Below are 22000 nucleotides of genomic sequence, written 5' to 3' on the forward strand. Positions count from 1 at the left end.
CAGTGTAAGCAGCAGCTTGTTTATATCATATCTCGAGAGTGTGTAAAATAAATTGTGCTTCTGCACTTTCCAAGGATAGAATGAAACGGAAAGGCAGGAGACCGCATGGAGAACTCTGGAGGAGCTCACCCAGTTTGAATCCGTCTGGGGTGATAAGTATCCGTTGATAGTAAGATCCTGGCGCAACAACTGGTCAGAGATCGCGACTTTCTTCAAATACCCGCCTGAAATCAGGAAGATCATATATACCACCAACATGATTGAAAGTTATCATCGGCAACTGCGCAAGGTAACCAAGGGAAAGAGCATTTTCCCGACCGATGAAGCCTTGCTTAAAATGCTATACCTGGCTACTCAAGACGTGCTTCGTAAATGGACAGGCCGGGTACAAAACTGGGGGCAGATACTTTTACAGCTATCGATTTTCTTCCCTGAAAAAGTAAAAGCTCACCTCCGATGATCAGACAGAAGAGAGCAAAATGCTGCTAGAATAGAAATCGGACAACTGAAATAGAGATATTTCCTAGTTTAGTATAAGATTAAAATAACTGAACTAGGGGGAACTTCTAATGGGAAAACACAAAAAACAATACAGTGCTGAATTCAAGCAGGATGCTGTAAATCATTATAATTCATCAGGCAAAAGCCTAGAACAAGTAGCTGGAGATCTTAAAATTAGCAAGTCAGCCTTAAGTAAGTGGGTGGCAAGCGCTAATACAAATAATGGTACAGTTAATCACAGAGGATCAGGCAATTATAGCTCAGACGCTGAAAAAGAAATTGCCCGCTTAAAGAAAGAATTAAGAGATTCACAGGATGCGTTAGATATTTTAAAAAAGGCTATAAGCATACTGAACAACTAACAGAATCCATTTATTTAGCAACAAGGCTAACATCGAAGGAACGCAAGATTTCTGTTAACAGTGTGCTCAAATTATTGGGCGTTTCTTCATCAGGATATTACAGCTGGGTCAAACGGGCCCCGTCCAATCAGGAAATTAGGAAACAAAATATCAAAGCTGAAATCGTAGAGATTTATAATGAATCCCATCAAATATATGGGGCACCTAAAATAACATCAATTCTTCAATCCAGGGGTCATGTAATTGCAGAGAAGACTGTGGGTAATTACATGAGGGAAGAAGGAATAAAAGCCATATGGGTACGCCCCTACACTAAAACAACTATAGATCCTGATTTTGATAACAAGCTCAAAAACATCCTTAATAGACACTTCAACCCGAAGGCACCTAATGCTGTCTGGGTTACGGATATAACCTATATATACACCATATCTGGATTTGCTTATTTGACCAGCGTGATGGATCTTTTCTCCAGAAAAATCATAGGCTGGCACGTATCGGATAGTTTATCCACAGAGCATGTATTAAAAGCAATTGAAAAGGCTAAAGCTAATCGAAAAGTTAGTCAACCAGTTGTTATTCACAGCGACCGCGGATGCCAATTTGTATCTAAAAGCTATCTTGAAGCTACACCGGCTGCACATTTTATCCACAGTTACTCAAATAAGGGTAACCCCTGGGACAATGCCTGTATAGAAGCCTTCCATGCCTTAATAAAGCGAGAATGGCTCAATCGGTATGTGATCAAAAACGCTAGACATGCTCACGAATTAGTATTTGAGTATATTGAGACTTTTTACAACACCGTTAGAATTCATGAACATTGTGGCATGATGTCACCTTATGATTTTGAGGATACTTTAGCATGTTAAATCAGTAAACTGGGATTGTTTCTACTTTTAACCTGTCCGATATCTTGACTGAAGACCAAAAGCACAAATTTATTGACACACCCTATCTCGACTTATTCCCACGAACGCTTGAAAACTGTTGACCTATTCCCGCCAACAGAAATAACCCATAAAAACCATGTTCGTCCTGTTCCCGCGAACGGACAAAACGAAAAATACAGACCAGACATCGAGATGAGCCTATCGTTCCAGATGGTATAAGGAAACATTTCAGGGTCCTACTAGAGAGGGAGTCAAATGCTCAACGATTTTCCCCCTAATGTTGAACGATTTGTCTAATGTCAAACGATTACTACATTAGTGGTGTGCATTTGTATCATTTTATAGTAGGTTAGCCAAATAATCTACCATCTATTGATAAAAAGTATTTTATCAGCAGGTGGTTTTATTTTTGCCTAAAAAGCCTGATATTGGGGGATTTTAGCGGTTTTGGGTTTTTCTTTCTTTTAATTAATAATGTAGACCACAGGTAATTTGACGGGTAAATGATAGCCTGGATATGTTTTTAAGGATAGAGGCGTCATGGTAATCGTTTGACCATTAGGCAGGGGTGTGCGTGGAATGCGGGTTGAGCTGTGCTGCAATAACGGTGCATGCCGAAGCCCGTATGGAAAATATATACTTAAAACTAGAAGGTGCGATTTTTGTTGGCAAGACCATCCGAAAAAGGGAACGCATTGCATTATAAAATCCGACTATTCATATATTAACTCTGTGATTGTATAAACATGAGCAACTTTGTAGAATATCCAAATGTATTGTCAATGAAAAAAGGGTTATTAATTATTAGGAAAGAAATAGTATTAGGAAAGGCTTATGACTACAGGAAATGATGGTTGAGTTTTCGCTTAGTAGGGGGTGATGCTGGAATGGCTCAGCTTAAAGCTACGAATAATCGTTTTTTCTCTATTGCTGGGTTCTCCCTGCTTTTTGCTTATCTTCTGTCTTTTCTTTTTGAAGGACAAGTGCTCTATAGCATGCTGGCCTATAACAATGTACTTGGCTCTCCCTATATATTAGTCGCTATAATTGCTCATTTTGCAGGATTATTTTCCTGTGGTTTTCTTGTGGGGCTTCCAAGAACTGCAAAATACACTATGCTTGGCAGCATGGTTATATGTTTGGCGGCGGCTGTACCATTTTATTTTTCTCCATCCCCTCTGTGGTCAGTTGGATTGATTATAAGTGGGTACGCAGGGGGCTGTGCTGTAGCTTCATGGGGATATTTTTTGAAGACCTTTACCCCTAAAGATCAACGGATTAAATCCTGCGCGGATGTTCTTATCTACTCAAATATCATTATGATCGCCATCAATGTAGTAGCCATAAATCTTTCACCGTTTATTGGACTTACCCTTTCAATCTTATGCCTCGCCATAGGTATGGTGTGTATTTGGGTACTACCCATCGAAGCGGAGAAGGATCGGCGGCTAGAATCGGAAAACCATCGGTGTAGAGACATTAATAAACCGCTAATACTACTATGTCTGTTTGTTTTTGTTATAACTATCAATTCCGGCCTTATGTATCAAGTAATAAATCCGGCCTTTGAACATCTTACCGGGCTTACAAGCTGGTACTGGGCTGTTCCTTATATTATTGCACTATTCATTATGCGGAACCTGCCTACGAGAGTGAATCGTGCCAAAATTTTATACGTTGGGATGGCCATGATTGTGGGAGCGTTTATCAGCTTTATGCTACTGGAACGCAACGCGTCAGATTATCTTGTGGTAGATACTCTAATGCTTGGGGCGTGCGGGATTTTCGACCTTTTTTGGTGGAGTATTATCGGTGAAATGCTAGAGTATACTGAAAATCCCGCGAAAATTCTTGGTATTGGGCTATCCGCAAATGTACTCGGTGTCTTATCTGGTAGTGCTTTAGGCATGACAATAACCTCCATTCAGCTTCCTAGCGCAAATGTTGCGGTCATAGCCCTTACGGTTGTTTGTGTTACCTTGATTATCTTACCACCCCTTAACCAGCAGCTGCTTATCTTACTTAAAAACCACACCTATCTTGCCGCCTATGATCGTATGAGCGAAAACCAACAAACCAATATCATTCTTGGCATGAAAACTCTTGAAGAGTTGACAGTAAGGGAACAGGAAGTACTAGAACACATATTAGCTGGTGAATCCAATCGTGAAATAGCACGGGCTTTGTCTATCAGTGAAAATACTGTTAAAACCCATGTCAGAAATATTTTTTCCAAATATGAAGTAGGTAGCCGGGCCGAGCTTATTAGCACTTTATTTAGAAATCAAATCGCATCGTCGTAACCCTATAGTCATATAGATACTGGTAAATCCGGCCTCTCATACCAAAGAGTGAGAGGCCTTTTTTTTGTGTTTTCATCCTTTGGGTTGATGAAAAATATTCTGCCAGGTCTTAAATTTAAAGACAAAGGGGAGGGATGCCCGTGGAGGCAATCCGCAAATGCTACAAAATTTATGGTGCACTATTTATAATCAGTGTGTTTTCTACAGTGTGGTTTTTAGGAAGGCTTGTGATCGAAACTGTTATTGTTTTTGGATGTGCAAATATAGTATTACTTATACTCCTCATTAAACAAAAAAAGCTGTTAAAAGATGCTGAATTAATCTGGGATAATCCCATCTTAATGGTGCCCTTAGCGGTTGTTTCCACAGAAAACGGCATAGAAAGGAGAGTTGCCGAACAAACGGTATTTTCCGTATTTGGTATTCTTATAGGCAATAAAATTTATAAATGGGGTACTGATGGTATAAATGGGGTAAGACTATCTTCGGTTGTCATTGAAAAGGCTCATATGCAGTTGACTTTCGGTGACGACACTAAGACCATGTGGGTGCGCCTGCTCCATGGTATGGTGGATGAGCAGGAAGTATTTGAAGTAAAGGAAAGACTATGGCGGGAAACCGGTTTAACAGCCAGAGTGAGTGGTTGGTAATGAAGTGGATGAAAAATTAAGGGGAGGAAAAAAAGTGGTAAGAGAGAGGCTTTTGAGTGTAATGCTTTGTTTGGTTTTTGTTATGACCATGTTTCCTTTTAGCGCAGCGGCTGAAAGTGACCATTTTGTGACAGAAGGCGATGAACAGGTTATCTCCGTATCTGAAGATGTATACGGAGAAGAGGATAGTGATATCGATAGTGGGAATTATGAGGATGAACAGGATAACTCTGAAGATGTATATGAAGAACAGGGTAATGAGGGTAATGATATGGATAATAGGATTGTTGACAATTCTTTGGATGATACAGACACTTCAGATGAACTGCCAATGCCCGTTCCAACCCCAGCAGGAGCAAATAGGATGCAAATAATGGAAGCAGAGGACAATGGTGTGGTCCCATCAATAAGTGAAAACCCGCCAATATATGGAGTGTCCGCTATAAAAACATCATATGAGTTTGCGCAGGTAACAGGATACTTCGAAGTTCGTGTTCCCGAGGAAGGTGATGAGGAGGAATATTATACCTATTGCGAGGTAGGTTTTACTCCAATTATTGAAGAAGGTGAAAGTCCTTTTTATATAGCTAATGGTTTATATGGACCAGAAGCAGTGTTTACCATAAGAGATAGTGATATATATGAGAGAGCAACTGTTGACCTGGAAGATATTAATATTGAAAAGCTTGATCTGGTAGAAGCAGATGAACCGCGCATCATTTACGAAGAATATGACCCATGGTTTTATTTTATTATTTTCGAGGTGGATTTCTATTCCAAAAAGGTTCCTAATGAGTTGATTGGCACATTAAGGACCGAGGTACAGGTATATGATTCACCTTTGCTTGCTGTTGAAATTAATAATGAGGAGCAAATTAGCTTACATGATGACTATGATAGAAACTTATACATTGATGGGGATATCTGGAATTCAACAGTGGATGTGAAGATTACTCGCGAATCAGACGATCAAGGTGGAAGAGAGCCGGTGGCAGGGGTTCTTACCAACATCTATTATTATTGGGGGAGGCAGAGTTCTAATAATAATAAGCCTTATTGTATTTTTAGGCCCACAGATCGCTGGGAAACAACCAATACCGACGGGATAGCCACATTTACAATAGGCAGCGGCGATTTTCTCATTGAGCGTGAGATAGGTGTTTCCGGACCGGCACTATATGGAGCGCTTGTAAAAGGTTTAGGGCAAGATATCCTGTGGCAATACTATACCTATCCTGATCTGAAGGATTTTGAAGGTATTATTGAAGTTAAAGTTGTCAATACAGCGGGAGAACCATTAGAAGGCAGGACGGTGCAGTTTTGGGGCGGGGCAAAATACGATGGCGACAACGGGGGAACAACCAATGAAGAGGGTATAGCAGAAATCAGATACCCGTATAACACTACATCGGAGGACCGGAGACAACTAACTATGACCGAGCTGCCAACATTTGAGCTTAAATGGAATTTAACCCAGGTAATAGATAACCCTTCACGTATAGTTAAAGGTCATAATGCCCCCCTTTACCTTTCTCCGGAAATTAAAGTTTCTGAGGGGTACTTTAAAAACCCATATACAGAAATAAAAGGTGTAAAACTCCAAGTATATGATGTTGATAACCCTGAAAAAACACTAATAGAAACTTCACCCATGGTGTTTAAAGAAAAATATGATCCCCAGCGGGATATTATTCTCCGAGGCTCCCACCGTGCCTATATTAAGATCAGTCCAGAGGATTTGGCAGGTAAACATTTAGGTATCAGAGCCGTGGTTCGCAATAAGGACGAGGGAGTCCGGGACAAAGAGCAGGTTAGAGGGTATATAGAGGACCCGGTTTCTAGTCATCAACTCTATGAACCTAAAAAAGAATTTACCTTTGCCTTTGTTCCCCTTCAAGTCGGCTCAGAGGAAAATAGCTCTTCTATATCTTATGGCAGTCTAAGTAAACAAAAGGAATTCATAAGAAAGGTATTTCCTGCTCCCATAAAATTTGTAGAAAAAAGCCCTATGTTTATAGCCAAACCCCGATTTTCCACCCATAATATGTATTTAAGCAGGATATTTCGGGAGTTGGACCGAACGCAAAAGCTTTTTTCCGATAAATATGACCTTTATGTAGGCATGACACCAAGTGGTTTTCTGGGAGCAGCAGGATTGCAAGACTCGGGTATGCTGGGCATGAACTGGAGTTTTTTTGGAGCAGTACATGGTGCAATTTTGATTGAGCCTAGTAAAACATTACCACATACTACTATCCATGAATTTATCCACACTCTGGGTTTTTCCGATGTTTATCCCTCAGGTGATTATAAACCCTTATCCGCTAACGGCCATGATGGCAGCCCCATAAATAATGTTGCAGGTCGTGATCCAGCCTATGAAACAATCATGTATGATTCTGCTACCTTACCCTGGCCAACCGAGGGGGAATACAATGCCCTGTTGGAATACGCAACCAAACCGGTTACAAGAGAAAAGAGCTTTCTTAGGATGAATGTATTTTCGGGGGAAGCAGAATCAGAAGTTCTATTGTTATCAGGGAGTATTGAGGATGTCAGATCAAATAATAGAAAAATTTATTTTGACCCCATAATAAAACACACTGGTGATGTCGATATAAATGACGATTTTGTTAATAACCCTTATGTAATTCAAACCCTTGATTCTAATGGTGAAATGTTATCACAATACTTTTTCTCAGATTATGAATATGAAGGTAAATACTATGCTAATTTAATAGCGAATTTATCTGCCGATGGTGTGCACGCTATTGAAATTGGAAAACAAGAATATGGTCGCATTACCCAAATATTTAAAAGGTATGAGTACTCCGCAAATGCTCCTGTCGCAAGCATTACCGGGCCTGGCGACACCTCTCTTTCCGGTGATTTTATGATTGCCTGGGAGGCCAGCGATGCCGACCGGGATGCTCTGCTATCGGAATTACAAGTAAGCTCTGATGGCGGAAACACCTGGGATACCATTGCGGCAGATATTCCTAATAATGCAAGCGGCAATTATTCTTATAAATTAAATGCCGCAAACTTCCCTAAAGGCACAAACTATGTATTTAAAGTGCTTGTAACTGACGGAATGCGTTCAACTGAAGCTGTTTCAAGCAAATACACAATTGCAGGTTATGAGCAGAAGCCGATACTAGATCTGTCCGCAACAGAAGTAACCGTAAAGGTAAAGCCGGGGACGACCGAAGCGAATGCCTATTTTGAATTGGAGAACAGTGGCAGAGAGGATCTAAATGTGAAGTTTTTACCGGCTGATGAAGCAACTACATTAGTTTCGCCTTTATTCATCCGAGAATATACCATTTATCCGGGCCAGAAACAATTGATAGCTATACCGCTGATTCTGCCGGGTGAGACGGAAGCATCATTGGCAGAAGTCATTGATTTGCAAACCAATGACCCCGACCAACCGACAACTAATCTTACCATTAATGTTGAATATTCGGATGAAGATTTAAAACCTGACTTAGCTACTCTTGCAACAACTCCGTCCGACTTTAAAGGAGGAGTGAGTGGATCAGCTATACAAGTCACCTTTGATGCCTATGCTACAGTCTGGCAAAGTGGGTTAGAGGCGACAGTTATTGTAGAAGCCGAAAATGGCTCTGAAATATTGAACGAAATGATGGATGAGAATTACCATAAGCTAGGTGCCTACACCTACTATTGGGAACCCGAGGATCTTGCCGCTGGTAATTACAATGTGTATATCGGTTTAAAGGACCCGGTATCGGGTCTCGAGAGGGATAGAACCGGATATGATTTTGCGTTTAGTATAAAAGCACCCAATGGCCCACCTGTATTTGCAGAACCTAATAGTTATGAAAACGATCGAGGAGTGGTTAACAGAGGGGAGACCATCACCATACCATATCAAGTGAGCGACCCCGATGGTGATTCATTAGATATAAATCTATATAGTAATTTATTAGAGCACGGATTAAATTTAATCAAGGATGCTGGGAATTCCGGCAGGATTGAATGGACTGCCAATGTCAGCGGTGCCCATTCCATCTATTTAACCGCCACAGACCCCTCAAAAAATAGCGCTACAGTAATGTTTAACATTACCGAGATTGAAGACCTGAATTTATTTACTATTTCCCTGGAGGCAAATTCAACTGAAGCAGGGCAGGTTTATGGCAGCGGGATTTATAATCCCGGAGAATATGTAATAGCGGAAGCTGTACCTGGAGCATCGTACAAATTCATTAGCTGGACAGAAAATGGTGAAGTGGTCAGCACTGATCCGGTTTATACATTTAAGGCAGCCGAAGACCGGCAACTGGTGGCTAACTTTGAGGAAAAGGCGGTTTTCAACTATTACCTTGACAACAACGAGGTTATTATTACCGGTTTTGCCGATGAGGATTTACAGGATATTATAGTACCAAATGAGATAGCAGGCTATCCGGTCACAGGTATAAATAATATGGCCTTTTATTCCAGGGGAATCAAAAGCGTAAATTTCCCTAATACGCTAATTAATATAGGCCAATTTGCATTTGGTTCAAATGCTTTGACAGAGGTAACTATTCCGAATGGTGTTACTACTATTGGAGTGCATGGGTTTTCCAATAATCAATTAAGCAAGGTGGTTTTTCCAAATAGCGTTACTACCATTGCTGAATATGCTTTTGCCAATAACCAAGATTTAGCCGAAGTTGTAATCCCCAATGGGGACACCGCTCTTGGAGAAGGAGTATTTTCCGGATATTCACAGGATTTAATTATTTATGGTGTTCCCGGCTCAAGTACAAATGACTATGCTACCGAGAATAGTATTACTTTCCGGGATATAAATGAATATGGCGGGGATATACCGGCTAAATACTCAATAACTGTAGCAGAGGTAATTGGCGGTACAGCCACGGTGACAACCAACCCGGCTGCTTTAGCAGAAGAAGGGGCCACTGTAACCATAAATATAGACGGCATTCAAAGCGGAAAGCAATTTAAGGCAATTACCGTCACTGATGCTGACAGCAATAATGTAGTAATAACCCAGGTAACAGCAGGTAAGAAATACACCTTCACCATGTCGGCCAAGCCTGTAACGGTAAGTGTTGAATTACAGGATGCGTCTATTGTAGTACCCGAAAAATACACGCTTACCCTGAACGGCGTGGGTACCGATGCTGCCGGCGCAGGCGAATACGCTGAAAATGACACTGTCACTATAAATGCCGGTAATCGTTCGGGTTATACCTTTAAAGGCTGGACTTCAACAGATGTGGATTTTGCTAATGCCAATGCCCAAATCACAACCTTTATTATGCCCGCCAAGAATGTAACCGTAACAGCAACCTGGGAGACTTTTAGTGGCGGCGGAAGCAGTGGTGGGAGTAGTAGCGGCAGTGCAGTAAACGCTACCACCCAATACTCGGTAATAACCAATAGCGAAGCCGCTCACCAAGGCAATGGACAAATAACACTCAGCAGTCAGCAGGCTAAGGCCGGTGAAACTGTCTATATTACCATTGAGCCGGACCCGGGTTATGAAAACCATGTACCCACTGTCCTCCATCAAAACGGAAATCCCCTTACAGTTACCCAAAACAGTGACGGCACTTACAGTTTCCAGATGCCCGCAGGGGGAGTAAGCATAGACACCGAGTACACCAAAATAGATTATTTTGATGATGTGGATGAAAATACTTGGTATGATGAAGCCGCATGGTTTTGTGTGGTGCATGGTTTAATGGCAGGCACAGGCGAGAGACGATTTGACGGGAATTTAGATACCACTCGGGCCATGCTGGTGGCTGTGCTCTATCGGCTTTCTCAAAGTGAGGAAACGGCGGAGAATATTTTTCCCGATGTGGAGGAGGATAAATGGTATACAGAAGCCATAACCTGGGCCGCGAAAAATAACATTGTATCCGGTTATGGAAACGGGAATTTCGGTCCCGAAGATATATTGACCCGGGAGCAAATGATCGCCATTTTACACCAATACTCCAAGTTCATGGGATACGATGTAAGCAAAAAAGACGATTTGGGTGCATATCATGATGCGGATTACATTTCCGACTGGGCTATAGCACAAATGCAATGGGCCGTGGCTAACGGTCTCATAACAGGTGTTGGGAACAATCTAGTCTCCCCGCAAACCGGTGCCAACCGGGCACAATTTGCAGTCATCATGCAACGCTATTACACTGACTTTGTAGAAAGAAATACTGATTAATTCAATGCACACCCCCTCTCAGTAATCGTTGAAAGATTGATGTAACTGATAAACTAAAATGGACAGAAAGGGGGTGCGGACGAAAACCTGGACTTTTAATAAGTCAGGAGGTAGTTCATGTACTCGTATGAAGATCGAATAAAAGCAGTAGAGCTTTACATCAAATATGATAAAAGTGCTGCTGCCACTGTGCAAGAATTAGGATATCCAAGTTATAAGATGTTGATTAGATGGTATAAAGAGTTTAAAGAAACAGGTGCATTACATGAAAAATTCACCAGGTCCTCGACATATACTTCGGATCAAATGAAAGCGGCTGTCAATTACTATCTTGAACACGGGCGCTGTATTAGCAGAACAGTAAGAGCGATCGGATACCCGACTCGAGAGACGCTTGCGGGATGGATTGACAAACTGGTTCCCGGTGAGCGGAAGATTCGTATTAGACGTGGCGCTATGCTACAATTTTCTAAAGAGCAGAAAAAAGATGCAGTAATTGAACTGTGCACTAGGGAAAGTGCAGCAGCAGCCGTTGCTGATAGACACGGTGTAAGTAGGGTTAGCCTATATAGATGGAAAAAAGAGCTGCTCGGTGAGGAGAAAACGAGAACTATGGACGGAACTTGTAAACCACCAGTTCCAGATGATAGGGATGCACTTTTGGCAGAAGTTGAATCACTGAAAAAAGAGATATATCGGAAACAGATGGAACTAGATATACTTAACAAGGCAGCAGAAATCATAAAAAAAGGCAAAGGCATCAATCCACGGGAGTTGACGAACAAGGAAAAAGCTTTCCTGATTGATGCCCTAAGGATGAAGTATCAGTTAAAAGAACTGCTAAGGATGACAAATATGCCGAAAAGTAGCTATTTCTATCAGAAAGAAGCCCAGAGCAGACCGGACAAATATTCTGCTCTGCGAACTGAGATAATAGAGGCTTTTGCTGATAATCGAAGTCGCTATGGATACAGGCGATTGCATGCTGTAATCAAGAGTAAGGGGAAGATTATTTCCGAAAAGGTTGTTCGGAGGATAATGGGAGAGGAAAAGCTTGTCGTCCCATGCAGGAAAAAGCGTAAATACAGTTCATATAAAGGAGAAATAAGCCCTGCTGTAGAGAATGTGGTCGCTCGTGACTTCCATGCTGGAGCGCCAAATATCAAATGGCTGACCGACCTCACTGAGTTCCATATACCTGCAGGCAAGGTTTATCTTTCGCCGATAATTGACTGCTTTGACGGGATGGTGGTTAGTTGGACAATCGGGACCAGCCCTGATGCGGAGTTGGTCAACACGATGTTAGATGAAGCTATTTGCAATCTTTCATATGGAGAGCATCCAATCGTGCATTCGGATAGAGGTTGCCATTATCGTTGGCCTGGTTGGATCTTAAGAATGGAAAATTCCGGATTAACGAGATCAATGTCTAAGAAAGGCTGTTCACCAGACAATTCTGCGTGTGAAGGTTTCTTTGGAAGGCTCAAAAATGAGATGTTTTATTATTGCTCATGGCAAGATGTTTCCATAGAACAGTTCATTAATGAGCTAGACAGCTATCTTAGATGGTATAATGAAAAACGAATCAAGATGTCTCTCGGGGCGATGAGTCCTGTGGATTATAGACGTAGTATGGGTTTTGCGGCGTGACCGAGTCCAAAAAAACGTAAGCGTCAAATAAATCGTGACGTGGCTTTAGCAGTACAAAAAGTTGTACAATCATGATGACAAGGTTGAAAAAGTTTAAAAAGTTTAAAAAGTAGGCCAACTAATTCAACACGAAAACGGAGTGATTGTATGGACACACAAAAGGTTACTGCGGAATACCGATTATTACACTGGATGAAAGTGATACAAGAACGGCAAAACAGCGGGCAAAACATTAAGGAATTCTGTGAGTCAACTGGAATAAGTAGACACGCATACTATTACTGGCAACGGAAGTTACGACAAGCTGCATGTGCAGAGCTTTCAAAGTTAGAAAAGCCCGTTAACTATGTTCCAGAAGGATGGATACAAATTGCCCAAAGTCAAAAAATAAAATCAACACTGGATATTGAAGTCGGCGGGTGTCGTGTCACTGTAGATGAAAGTACTGATCCAGAATTATTAAAAAAAGTCTGCCGCGTATTAAGGGTGCTGTAATGAGATGGAGCGAAAAACCTGTATACCTATGTTGTGGATATACAGATATGAGGAAATCGATTAACGGCCTAATGACCCTGGTTAAAGAAAGCTTTTCCCTTGATCCGTTTTCGGAGGCGCTGTTTGTCTTTTGCAACCGGAATCGGGATAGGATAAAAATCCTGGAATGGGACGGCGATGGATTCTGGCTGTATTTCAAGCGCCTGGAACGCGGACGTTTTCGCTGGCCAGCAAAAGGAGATGCCGCTACTATGGTGCTTGATGCCAAAGAACTATCATACCTAATAGAAGGTGCGAAACTAGAGAAAAAGCTTAAGAGGAACGAAGTATTAGAGCGGCAAATTTCTTAAAATAGATATCATAAAAAGGGCTTAAAAGCCCATAAGATCTAGCTTTTTAGCAGTTTTTCTGGTATAATTTTCTTATGGAAACACAGGAAATTTCAGCAGAAAAACTGCTTGGTATAATTGAAGAAAAGGATCGTAAGATCGCTGAATTAGAGAAACAGTTAGAGTGGTTAATGTCACAAATTCGTCTAGCAAAGCATAAGCAATTTGGGACATCAAGCGAAAAAACTGATAGCTTGCAATTGTCTTTATTCAACGAAGCCGAATCACATGCGGATATGACCATACCGGAACCCAAAATTGCCGAAGTAAAAGCCCATTACCGCAAACGGACACGTCTAACAACTGACAAATTGCCGAAGGAATTACCTATTGAGATAATTGAACACCAGTTGTCGGCTGAAGATTGTATATGCCCGGAATGCGGCAGCGATATGCATTCAATGGGAAAAGAAACCCGCGAAGAACTAAAGATAATTCCTGCCAAAGCAATAATTACTCGTCATGTGCAGCATGTTTATGCCTGCCGGAATTGTGAAGAGACTTCCGATCATGTTCCTATCGTTAAGGCAGATATGCCAGAACCCGTCATAAAAGGTGGATTCGCCGCACCTGAAACAATTGCCCATATAGCAGTGCAGAAATTTATGATGGCATCGCCACTGTACCGACAGGAGCAGGAATGGAAACAAAATGGCATTCTGCTTTCCCGGCAGACTATGTCAAATTGGCTGATCAAAGCCAGTGAGGCCTGGCTAGAACCGATATATGAAGAGCTGAAGCGTAGATTATGTAAGCACGAAGTACTTCATGCAGATGAGACGACTATTCAGGTATTGAAAGAACCTGGGAAAGCGGCACAGTCAAAGAGTTACATGTGGCTGTACCGCACCAGTGGAGAGGCCAAACAGCAGATCGTACTTTATGACTATCAACCCGATAGAAAGCCTATACATCCGCAAACGTTTTTGAAAGATTTCAAAGGATATCTTCACGCGGACGGATATAGCGGGTATCACAAACTGCCCGAAAAAATTATAGTTGTTGGTTGCTGGAGCCACCTGCGACGAAAATTTTTTGATGCGCTGAAAACCCTGCCAAAGGACAAGCAAGCGGATTCCAATGCAGCAAGAGGAGTCAGCTATTGCGACAGACTGTTCTATTTCGAGAAACAGTTCGCTTTGTTGACCCCTGAAAATCGGCTTAAAGAGCGTGAAAGGCTGTCCAAGCCGCTGATAGATGAATTTTACAATTGGATTGAACACTTGAATGCCCTGCCCCAAACCCTTCTTGGCAAAGCAGCGTATTATGCGCAATCCCAGCGCAAATATCTTGAACGATATTTACTGGATGGGCGTCTGGAAATATCGAATAACCGGGCCGAACGTAGCATCAGGCCTTTTGTTATTGGGCGTAGGAACTGGCTTTTCAGCAACACGCCGAACGGTGCGAGAGCTAGCGCAGTATATTATAGTCTTGTTGTGACCGCCAGGGAAAACGGCCTGAATCCATTTGAATATTTGGCGTGGATTTTCACTAATGCCCCTAACCTTGGAAAACCTGGCTATGCCTCCACAATTGAAGATTTGCTTCCCGGTAGTGCAGCATTACCCCAGAAGGTAATTATACCGGAGCCCAAGGAAACAAAACCTGAAAAATATGCCTGGGAGGAAGATTAATGAAGGTTGGGAAACATACAGCGTTTATGATAGACTTTGTCTCTGATTTCGCTGACGGAAAGATATCGAGGGATCATTTTGAACTAGATTATTCAGGTTATGTTATTGAGCATTTTCCAATGATGGAAAGGGAGAATGTACTTTTAGCGCGGAAATTCGCCAGCACTATTGATGATACCGTCGAATATGCTCAAGCCAACGACATATCGGATGATGATTTCAGGATAGCAGTTAATAATGCTCTTTGTGATATACTTGGCGTGGATGAGCCCGACTTATTGTAATTCACGTCAGAATGTATTTGACGCTTACGTTTGATCGAGGATATATAACTATAGATAAGGATCTTACTGTAGAGGTAAGTCATCGCATAAAAGAAGATTTCGGCAATGGTAAAGTGTATTACGCCCACCATGGCAGTAAATTGATTATTTTGCCCGATCGAAAAGATCAGCTGCCAGAACCGTTTTATTTAGAATGGCACAATGAGAATGTTTACTTAGGATAGGTAATAATGAATAACCAGTGAAGGTTATGTTTTGGATATGATTAATAGTTTACCGAGCTGTCGATAATTATTTTTGAGATTGATTGCAGCACACATAACGTAAAATAGCTGATGGATTAATAAGTGTGGGAGGGTCGGCTATGGCAGGAGATCGTTCTTTTAAAGCTTATGTTGCAAGTCGTTTTTATAACGAGCTTTATGATGCTGTGTCCGGCTATTTGGAACAGAATTATAGTGATCTTGATGTCTCCTCCCAACTGGTGCGTACTATTGATAGTGCTGAATTGTCGGATATTGAAGTCAAACATGTCTTTATAGATGATCTGCCAGGTATGGAAATAGCATTTGATGTTCTACTTGAAGCTGTGTTTGAGATATCGGAAACTGACAGGCATAATGACCGGCATGATGAAAAAACACAGTGGTTCAAAGTTTCATGTACCGGTGACCTCTCTCAGGACCTTGATGATTTCGCTATTTCTGCTACGGAAGAATATAACTACCGCGGTAAGCAAGATAATCCTATGTCGGATTCACTTGTTCCCATTATATATAAAGAACAATTGGAAGCTGTAGCACGAGCCTTTTTGGAGGAGTATTATAAAGAAGCCTTATACGAGCCAATGGCTATTGATCCTACACTTCTCGCAGAACGCATGAGGCTTTTAGTCCAGCTAAAACATATCACTTCCGATTTTTCTACGTTTGGCCAGGTATTTTTCAGGGATTGCGAAACGGAATACTACGATAAAAGCAGTTCATCTTTCCAACAGATAAAAGTTAAAAGCGGCACAATATTTGTAGACCCTGATGCATATTTTTTACGCAATCTGGGGTCTGTTAATAATACCATCATTCATGAGTGTGTCCATTGGGATAAACACAGGAAAGCCTTTGAACTGGAACGGCTATACAATGAAAACGCCACTCAGATAAAGTGCCAAGTGGTAGGCGGCATAAAAGGCAATGGTAAAGATGCGACCGATTGGATGGAATGGCAGGCAAATGCTCTTGCACCAAGGATTCAAATGCCACTTTCGACATTTAAGACCAAGGCTTTTGAATTTATAAAGCGATTCCGTGCGGAAATGGGTACATCTGAACTTATTGATGTAATGGAGCCTGTCATTGATGCTTTGGCCATATTTTTCTGTGTATCCCGCATTTCAGCAAAAATCCGTATGATAGATGCCGGGTATGAAGAAGCTGTCGGCACCTTTACATATATCGACGGTCATTATGTTAAACCCCATGGATTCCGAAAGGGGTCTATAAGAGTAAACCAGACATTCTCATTGTCTGCCCAGGATGCGGCGGTCGAACGTATCTTTAACCAGGAGCTTCGTGCTTTAACTGACAACGGTGACTATCTCTTTATTGATAATCACTATGTATATAATGCTCCGCTTTACGTTCAGGCAGGTGAAAATGGCAAGCTTGAACTAACCGATTATGCACGCTCCCATATGGATGAATGTTGCCTTGTCTTTGACATGACCGTTACGAGCAAGGTGGCAGACAAATACCATACGGAGTGTTACTTGAATCGTGAGCCGAGTGATATAACCTTCGAAATCAAATATCATAACGGTTACCAGAATGCGCCACAGGAGCGTCAGATTGCTATGAGGAAAAAGCAGCAGGAAGAGGCTCTTGAAATCCGGAAGCAGATGACAGATGACCCGGAACAATGTATTGAACTGTTGCTGAAGTGGCGGGAAATGAATTATACCGATCTAGGTTTTGAAATCGACCGTGATCCAAAGACCATCAGCCGAACCGTAAAGGGTGAAACGACTCCAAGGGTAGAAACGGCGGCTCTTATCTGCTTCGGACTCCACCTTCCCCCTATTGTCAGTGAGAAACTTATGGCTGTTTTGCAGTGTTCGCTGAATCCGCTGAATCCAAATCACCAATGGATTAATGAGGCACTTCACATTAAATACCCAGAGCCTATATGGGCTGTTCAAGATTATTTATCTCAATATGGCGTAGAAATTTAAAATAATTTTCGATGAAAAACGGACATGTCGTGTCCGGTCCATATAATATGAAAGCAGACTTGTGGCAATACAGGGTCTGCTTTTTTGATTTTTGTCTCAGTCAAAACCAAAAATTAAATTGAATAAATAGTAAAGAGAATAATTAGTATTGACCGATACGTAAAGAAATGATATTATATTGATTAAATAGTAGAAAGGAGTATGCCGATATGACCACTGAATTCAATAAACAGTTGATGCTTGATAACATAGCTTTCCTTTTGAAAGAGTTCGGGAAAAAAATAGGTGAACTAGAGACTGATGCTGGTGTTAGTCCTGGATATATTTCCAGAATAAGCAAGGACGGCAATACAAAGCCGGGAATAGAGTTTATTATGAAGGTCGCAGATTCTTTGAACACCAGCATGGATACATTGTTGAATGTAGAACTTGCAGAAATGACTCCAACTGAACGGTACCTGGTGTCTTTCCTCGAGAAATTAAATAAGGACACCTTAGACGATAAATTGGATTGGAATAAAGAATCCGCAGACCGACTTAATCGAGCCGAAACAGATAAAAATGGCAATTCGGATCATCCACTTCTGAGTTACGAAACTTTTTATGAAGAGGGTGAGTCCGACTATCCTGATGAGGTTTCAAGAGTCGTTTTTGTTTCTAACGCCTTTGATTGTAAAACCTATATTAATGGAGATTGCTTCAATTTACGTTTAAAAAACGGATCGGTCCTTTATCTTATGAGCATCAGCAAGTCCGTTCATAGGGTAAATGACCCAGACGCTTTTGCAAAAGAAATTTGGATGTATACACCAGGCACTGGAGCAAATTTTCTGTGCAGTAATAAAGATAAATCTCCATTGGCAGATTTGGTAGAAAACCTGTATACAACGGTAAGCGAGCGTATGAAGCACCCAAGGTTAAAAAATGAACTTCAGTATGTAATTGATGCCTTTATGAAAGATGATATAAGTGATGATGAAGATGATGATACAATCCCATTTTAATTAGAGCGTATGGAGGAAGGCATATGATTAAACAACCTATACGAAATCTGCATAGTTCCAGACCAACGCCCCAGCGATTCTGCGATGTTATCGTTGATGGCGAGAAGGTTTATCTGGAACAAAAAATTAGCAAGTATAAATATATAACCATTCCCTGGGAGGATGTTGTACATCAAGTAAAAGCTGCGATAGCAGTTGATAAAGAGAAACTACCGCAATCTGCCCCGTAACCAATCGAGGAGCAAACCGCCGGAGTTATCTATGAAAGCCGTAAAAGGCTGAAATAGATAACTCCGGTTTTTTTTATTTACATAGGTTTTGACAGGACATGACATGTCCATTTTCAAAAAAATATCCGTGCTACATTAAGTTTATAGATAAGCAGCAATGCTTTCTAAATAAAATCTCAATGTCCGAGATGCGCATTAGGACGGCGGGATGCATAGAGAGTTCAGAACACAGTGATGAAGACTGTGTTTGGAATGAAGATGCACCCATCGTGATTTCGTGCGCCCATTTTTCGGACAAGCGAGGCCTGTGGACATCTTCTCCACAGGCTCTTTTTGTGTCCCACCGTCAATGCCTCGGACGGAAAGGACGCGAAAATGCAAAATACAGTCAATCAAGAAACAAAGCAGTATTACCTCACCATTGATGGTCAAGAGGTAAAAGTAAGTGAAGAGGTGTACAGAGCCTACAAACGTCCGATCTGGGCTGAACACAAGCGAAAAGAACGTGAGAAAAGATGCATCATTAGCGATGGTAAAGGCAGAACAAAACGATGCACTGAAGATTGCAGTAAGTGCGATAAGCAGCGAACAGGCAGTGCTCTCTCACTAGAAAGATTTAAAGAAGAAGGTTTCGAGATAACCGACCCCGTTGACATTGCTGAGTTTGTTGCGGACAAACTTCTCCTTGAAGAACTGTATGCGGCACTAAAGGAGCTGGATCCGGAGGAGCGGTCGCTTATAGACGCCCTCTTCTTTAAGAGCCGAACTGAGCGGGATTATGCAACCGATATCGGCTTGAAACACCAAAGTGTGAACAAAAGCAAGAAGAAAATCCTAGAAAAACTACGTGTACTTATGGAAACAAAAAAATAAAAACTCCGGCCTTGGTTGCCAAACCTCCCCTTGCTGTCCTGTGGATGGCGAGGGGAGAATAATTTCCCCCGGAAACGGAGGTAACCATATGCAAACAAAGGCAAACAGAACAGATACAGTCCTGCGTGATGCCGAGTTTGATGAGGAACTCGCTGGTATTCTTGCCGCAATAAGCGTAGTGTCCAGACGACTTGCTAAGAAGCTGCTCGCACTTCAACAGCAAGATGCATTTAAGGGGGAAGGAGGAAAACCAGATGGGCAAGATGAGTGAACTATCGCTTGCGATAACAGAACTACGAAACGCTGCTCAATCACTTATTAGTGCAGCGGATTCTCTCGCTGACTTATTAGCTGGTAGCGGTGGTATTCAGGCAGAAGAACAACCAAAGACAGAATCTTCTACACCAGCAGAAAAACCTCTCACATTAGAGTCTGTTAGGGCTGTTCTTGCGGAGAAGTCCCGTAGCGGTCACACCGCTGAGATTAAGGCTCTCTTAGAAAAGCATGGTGCGGCGAAGCTTAGTGAGATTGACCCGGCCAAATATTCTGCACTGCTTGCGGAGGCGGAGGTATTGGGAGATGGGTAAACATGCACTCCTTTCAGCATCTTCAAGTCATATCTGGTTAAATTGCCCTCCCGCACCTAGACTTAGCCAGCAATATGAGGATAAAGGCAGCAGTTATGCCGCTGAAGGAACGGAGGCTCATACCCTGGGGGAGTACAAGTTAAAAGCCGCTCTTGGCATAAAGGCTAAAGATCCCACCGCCGGCCTTGCCTACTATAACGAGGAAATGGAAGAATGCGCTACTGGTTATGCCACCTATATTTTAGAACTTGTGGAAAAGGCAAAGCAGGAATGCGCCGACCCCATGGTCCTTATTGAACAGCGTCTTGATTTCTCCAAATACGTTGAAGGCGGCTTTGGTACCGGTGATGCTTTAATTATCGCTGATGGGACGCTCCACATTGTTGATTATAAGCATGGCCAGGGCGTTTTGGTGGAATCAGAGGACAACCCGCAAATGAAATTATACAGTTTGGGGGCACTGGAACTGTTCGATGGCATCTATGACATCAACACGGTCAGTATGACCATTTATCAGCCCCGTAGGGATAACATCAGCACCCATACTGTTTCCAAAGAAAGCCTTTACCAGTGGGCTAATGAGGTTTTAAAGCCTACCGCCCTTCTTGCTTACGCCGGGGACGGTAACTACCGCTCTGGTGAGTGGTGCAGATTCTGTAAAGCAAAACACGAATGCCGCGCCAGAGCTGAATACAATATGGAGCTTGCCCGCTACGACTTTAAACTGCCGCCACTCTTGGAAGATGACGATGTTGAAGACATCCTCAGTAAAATTGATGTTCTGGTATCGTGGGCTTCTGACATCAAGGACTACGCCTTACAAGCCGCTCTTGGCGGGAAGAAATGGCAAGGGCTAAAACTAGTAGAAGGCAGGAGCAATCGCAGATATACCGATGAAAATGCAGTTATCCAGACAGTAGAAGCTTCAGGTTACGATCCCTACGAACATAAGGTAAAAGGCATCACCGCCATGGAAAAGGCTCTCGGAAAAGCCAAATTCGCTGAACTGCTTGGCGGGTTTGTCGAAAAGCCGCAAGGTAAACCAACGCTCGTGCCGGAGAGTGATAAGCGTCCGGCTATGAATACTGCAATAAATGATTTTATTGAAATTTAAGGAGGAAAAAATTATGTCTAAAAAAGTCAACCAGAACCCTATGAAAGTTATCACAGGTCCAAATACGCGCTGGTCTTATGCAAATGTATGGGAGGCAAAATCTATTAATGGCGGCACTCCAAAATTCTCGGTATCACTTATCATCCCTAAGTCTGACACTCAAACCCTGGGTAAAATCAAGGCTGCCATTGAAGCCGCTTACCAAGAGGGCGAAACAAAGCTAAAAGGCAATGGTAAAAAAGTACCTCCCCTTTCTGCTATTAAACAGCCCCTTCGTGATGGGGATCTTGAGCGTCCCGATGACCCAGCTTATGCCAATGGATATTTTATCAATGCCAACTCTGCAACTGCTCCGGGAATTGTAGATGCTGATCTTCAACCTATCCTTGAACGTTCTGAAGTTTATAGTGGGGTTTACGGCAGAGCCAGCATCAATCTATATGCTTTCAATAGCAATGGCAATAAAGGAATTGCCTGCGGTCTTAATAATCTACAAAAAATCCGTGACGGTGAACCCCTCGGCGGCAAGTCCAAAGCGGAGGATGATTTCGCCACTGACCCTGATGAGGATTTCCTTTCCTAATTAA

Annotated in this window: 18 protein-coding genes and 1 pseudogene; all 19 read left to right on the forward strand. The window is 42.1% G+C overall.

All coding sequences use genetic code 11. The annotated features are described in order from the left end of the window. Positions 1-133: 133 nt before the first annotated feature. Positions 134-460, forward strand: a pseudogene (locus ACZ5Q0_RS07340) (transposase); the annotation flags it as partial. A gap of 109 nt (positions 461-569) precedes the next feature. Continuing rightward, on the forward strand, positions 570-863 hold the full coding sequence (locus ACZ5Q0_RS07345; protein WP_447182359.1) for a transposase: 294 nt from the start codon (positions 570-572) through the stop codon (positions 861-863). Next, entirely contained in the window at positions 800-1735 is a 936-nt protein-coding gene (locus tag ACZ5Q0_RS07350) for an IS3 family transposase (RefSeq protein WP_447182875.1), read from the forward strand. The genes ACZ5Q0_RS07345 and ACZ5Q0_RS07350 overlap by 64 nt, the downstream gene beginning before the upstream one ends. Positions 1736-2643: 908 nt before the next feature. Then, positions 2644-4059 carry a LuxR C-terminal-related transcriptional regulator gene (locus ACZ5Q0_RS07355; protein ID WP_446818716.1) on the forward strand — a complete coding sequence of 472 codons (1416 nt, stop codon included), beginning with the start codon at positions 2644-2646 and terminating at the stop codon, positions 4057-4059. Between the two features lie 140 nt (positions 4060-4199). After that, positions 4200-4709, forward strand: a complete 510-nt coding sequence (locus tag ACZ5Q0_RS07360; RefSeq protein ID WP_446818715.1) for a hypothetical protein — start codon at positions 4200-4202, stop codon at positions 4707-4709. Then, positions 4699-10923, forward strand: a complete 6225-nt coding sequence (locus ACZ5Q0_RS07365) for an InlB B-repeat-containing protein (protein ID WP_464827087.1) — start codon at positions 4699-4701, stop codon at positions 10921-10923. Before ACZ5Q0_RS07360 ends, ACZ5Q0_RS07365 begins: the two co-directional genes overlap by 11 nt. A gap of 117 nt (positions 10924-11040) precedes the next feature. Beyond that, positions 11041-12573: an IS3 family transposase gene (locus ACZ5Q0_RS07370; protein WP_446818713.1), complete on the forward strand. Its 1533-nt coding sequence runs from the start codon at positions 11041-11043 to the stop codon at positions 12571-12573. Positions 12574-12765: 192 nt separating this feature from the next. Continuing rightward, a complete protein-coding gene (tnpA, locus tag ACZ5Q0_RS07375; RefSeq protein WP_464827088.1) occupies positions 12766-13068 on the forward strand; it encodes an IS66 family insertion sequence element accessory protein TnpA in 303 nt (100 codons plus the stop codon). 47 nt (positions 13069-13115) lie between these two features. Then, positions 13116-13418, forward strand: coding sequence for an IS66 family insertion sequence element accessory protein TnpB (tnpB, locus tag ACZ5Q0_RS07380; RefSeq protein WP_464827089.1), 303 nt, complete (start codon positions 13116-13118; stop codon positions 13416-13418). 74 nt (positions 13419-13492) lie between these two features. Continuing rightward, a complete protein-coding gene (gene tnpC / locus ACZ5Q0_RS07385; RefSeq protein WP_446818710.1) occupies positions 13493-15094 on the forward strand; it encodes an IS66 family transposase in 1602 nt (533 codons plus the stop codon). After that, a complete protein-coding gene (locus ACZ5Q0_RS07390) occupies positions 15094-15378 on the forward strand; it encodes a hypothetical protein (protein ID WP_446818709.1) in 285 nt (94 codons plus the stop codon). Before tnpC ends, ACZ5Q0_RS07390 begins: the two co-directional genes overlap by 1 nt. 364 nt (positions 15379-15742) lie before the next feature. Further along, complete coding sequence (locus ACZ5Q0_RS07395; RefSeq protein WP_446818708.1) at positions 15743-17605, forward strand: ImmA/IrrE family metallo-endopeptidase; 1863 nt, start codon at positions 15743-15745, stop codon at positions 17603-17605. Positions 17606-17814: 209 nt separating this feature from the next. Then, complete coding sequence (locus ACZ5Q0_RS07400) at positions 17815-18609, forward strand: helix-turn-helix domain-containing protein (RefSeq protein WP_446818707.1); 795 nt, start codon at positions 17815-17817, stop codon at positions 18607-18609. A gap of 23 nt (positions 18610-18632) precedes the next feature. Next, positions 18633-18839 carry a hypothetical protein gene (locus tag ACZ5Q0_RS07405; protein WP_446818706.1) on the forward strand — a complete coding sequence of 69 codons (207 nt, stop codon included), beginning with the start codon at positions 18633-18635 and terminating at the stop codon, positions 18837-18839. Between the two features lie 375 nt (positions 18840-19214). Further along, positions 19215-19712: an RNA polymerase sigma factor gene (locus tag ACZ5Q0_RS07410; protein ID WP_447182360.1), complete on the forward strand. Its 498-nt coding sequence runs from the start codon at positions 19215-19217 to the stop codon at positions 19710-19712. Between the two features lie 88 nt (positions 19713-19800). Continuing rightward, the gene (locus ACZ5Q0_RS07415) at positions 19801-19983 is read left to right on the forward strand and encodes a hypothetical protein (protein ID WP_446818704.1); all 183 of its coding nucleotides are present in this window, start codon (positions 19801-19803) and stop codon (positions 19981-19983) included. Next, a complete protein-coding gene (locus ACZ5Q0_RS07420) occupies positions 19967-20299 on the forward strand; it encodes a DNA ligase (RefSeq protein WP_446818703.1) in 333 nt (110 codons plus the stop codon). Before ACZ5Q0_RS07415 ends, ACZ5Q0_RS07420 begins: the two co-directional genes overlap by 17 nt. Then, on the forward strand, positions 20292-21413 hold the full coding sequence (locus ACZ5Q0_RS07425; RefSeq protein ID WP_447182361.1) for a DUF2800 domain-containing protein: 1122 nt from the start codon (positions 20292-20294) through the stop codon (positions 21411-21413). Before ACZ5Q0_RS07420 ends, ACZ5Q0_RS07425 begins: the two co-directional genes overlap by 8 nt. A 13-nt stretch (positions 21414-21426) precedes the next feature. Beyond that, positions 21427-21996 (forward strand): DUF2815 family protein, encoded by a 570-nt coding sequence (locus tag ACZ5Q0_RS07430; RefSeq protein WP_446818701.1) that lies wholly within the window; start codon positions 21427-21429, stop codon positions 21994-21996. Positions 21997-22000: the final 4 nt, after the last annotated feature.

Source organism: Syntrophomonas erecta subsp. sporosyntropha (assembly GCF_055395365.1).

Excerpts from the sequence above, each read along its gene's own strand:
- tnpB (WP_464827089.1), top strand. The coding sequence starts at position 13,116 with ATGAGGAAATCGATTAACGGCCTAATGACCCTGGTTAAAGAAAGCTTT.
- ACZ5Q0_RS07345 (WP_447182359.1), top strand. The coding sequence starts at position 570 with ATGGGAAAACACAAAAAACAATACAGTGCTGAATTCAAGCAGGATGCT.
- tnpA (WP_464827088.1), top strand. The coding sequence starts at position 12,766 with ATGAAAGTGATACAAGAACGGCAAAACAGCGGGCAAAACATTAAGGAA.
- ACZ5Q0_RS07415 (WP_446818704.1), top strand. The coding sequence starts at position 19,801 with ATGCAAACAAAGGCAAACAGAACAGATACAGTCCTGCGTGATGCCGAG.
- ACZ5Q0_RS07425 (WP_447182361.1), top strand. The coding sequence starts at position 20,292 with ATGGGTAAACATGCACTCCTTTCAGCATCTTCAAGTCATATCTGGTTA.
- ACZ5Q0_RS07355 (WP_446818716.1), top strand. The coding sequence starts at position 2,644 with ATGGCTCAGCTTAAAGCTACGAATAATCGTTTTTTCTCTATTGCTGGG.
- ACZ5Q0_RS07420 (WP_446818703.1), top strand. The coding sequence starts at position 19,967 with ATGGGCAAGATGAGTGAACTATCGCTTGCGATAACAGAACTACGAAAC.
- tnpC (WP_446818710.1), top strand. The coding sequence starts at position 13,493 with ATGGAAACACAGGAAATTTCAGCAGAAAAACTGCTTGGTATAATTGAA.
- ACZ5Q0_RS07405 (WP_446818706.1), top strand. The coding sequence starts at position 18,633 with ATGATTAAACAACCTATACGAAATCTGCATAGTTCCAGACCAACGCCC.
- ACZ5Q0_RS07395 (WP_446818708.1), top strand. The coding sequence starts at position 15,743 with ATGGCAGGAGATCGTTCTTTTAAAGCTTATGTTGCAAGTCGTTTTTAT.
- ACZ5Q0_RS07390 (WP_446818709.1), top strand. The coding sequence starts at position 15,094 with ATGAAGGTTGGGAAACATACAGCGTTTATGATAGACTTTGTCTCTGAT.
- ACZ5Q0_RS07430 (WP_446818701.1), top strand. The coding sequence starts at position 21,427 with ATGTCTAAAAAAGTCAACCAGAACCCTATGAAAGTTATCACAGGTCCA.
- ACZ5Q0_RS07410 (WP_447182360.1), top strand. The coding sequence starts at position 19,215 with ATGCAAAATACAGTCAATCAAGAAACAAAGCAGTATTACCTCACCATT.
- ACZ5Q0_RS07370 (WP_446818713.1), top strand. The coding sequence starts at position 11,041 with ATGTACTCGTATGAAGATCGAATAAAAGCAGTAGAGCTTTACATCAAA.
- ACZ5Q0_RS07400 (WP_446818707.1), top strand. The coding sequence starts at position 17,815 with ATGACCACTGAATTCAATAAACAGTTGATGCTTGATAACATAGCTTTC.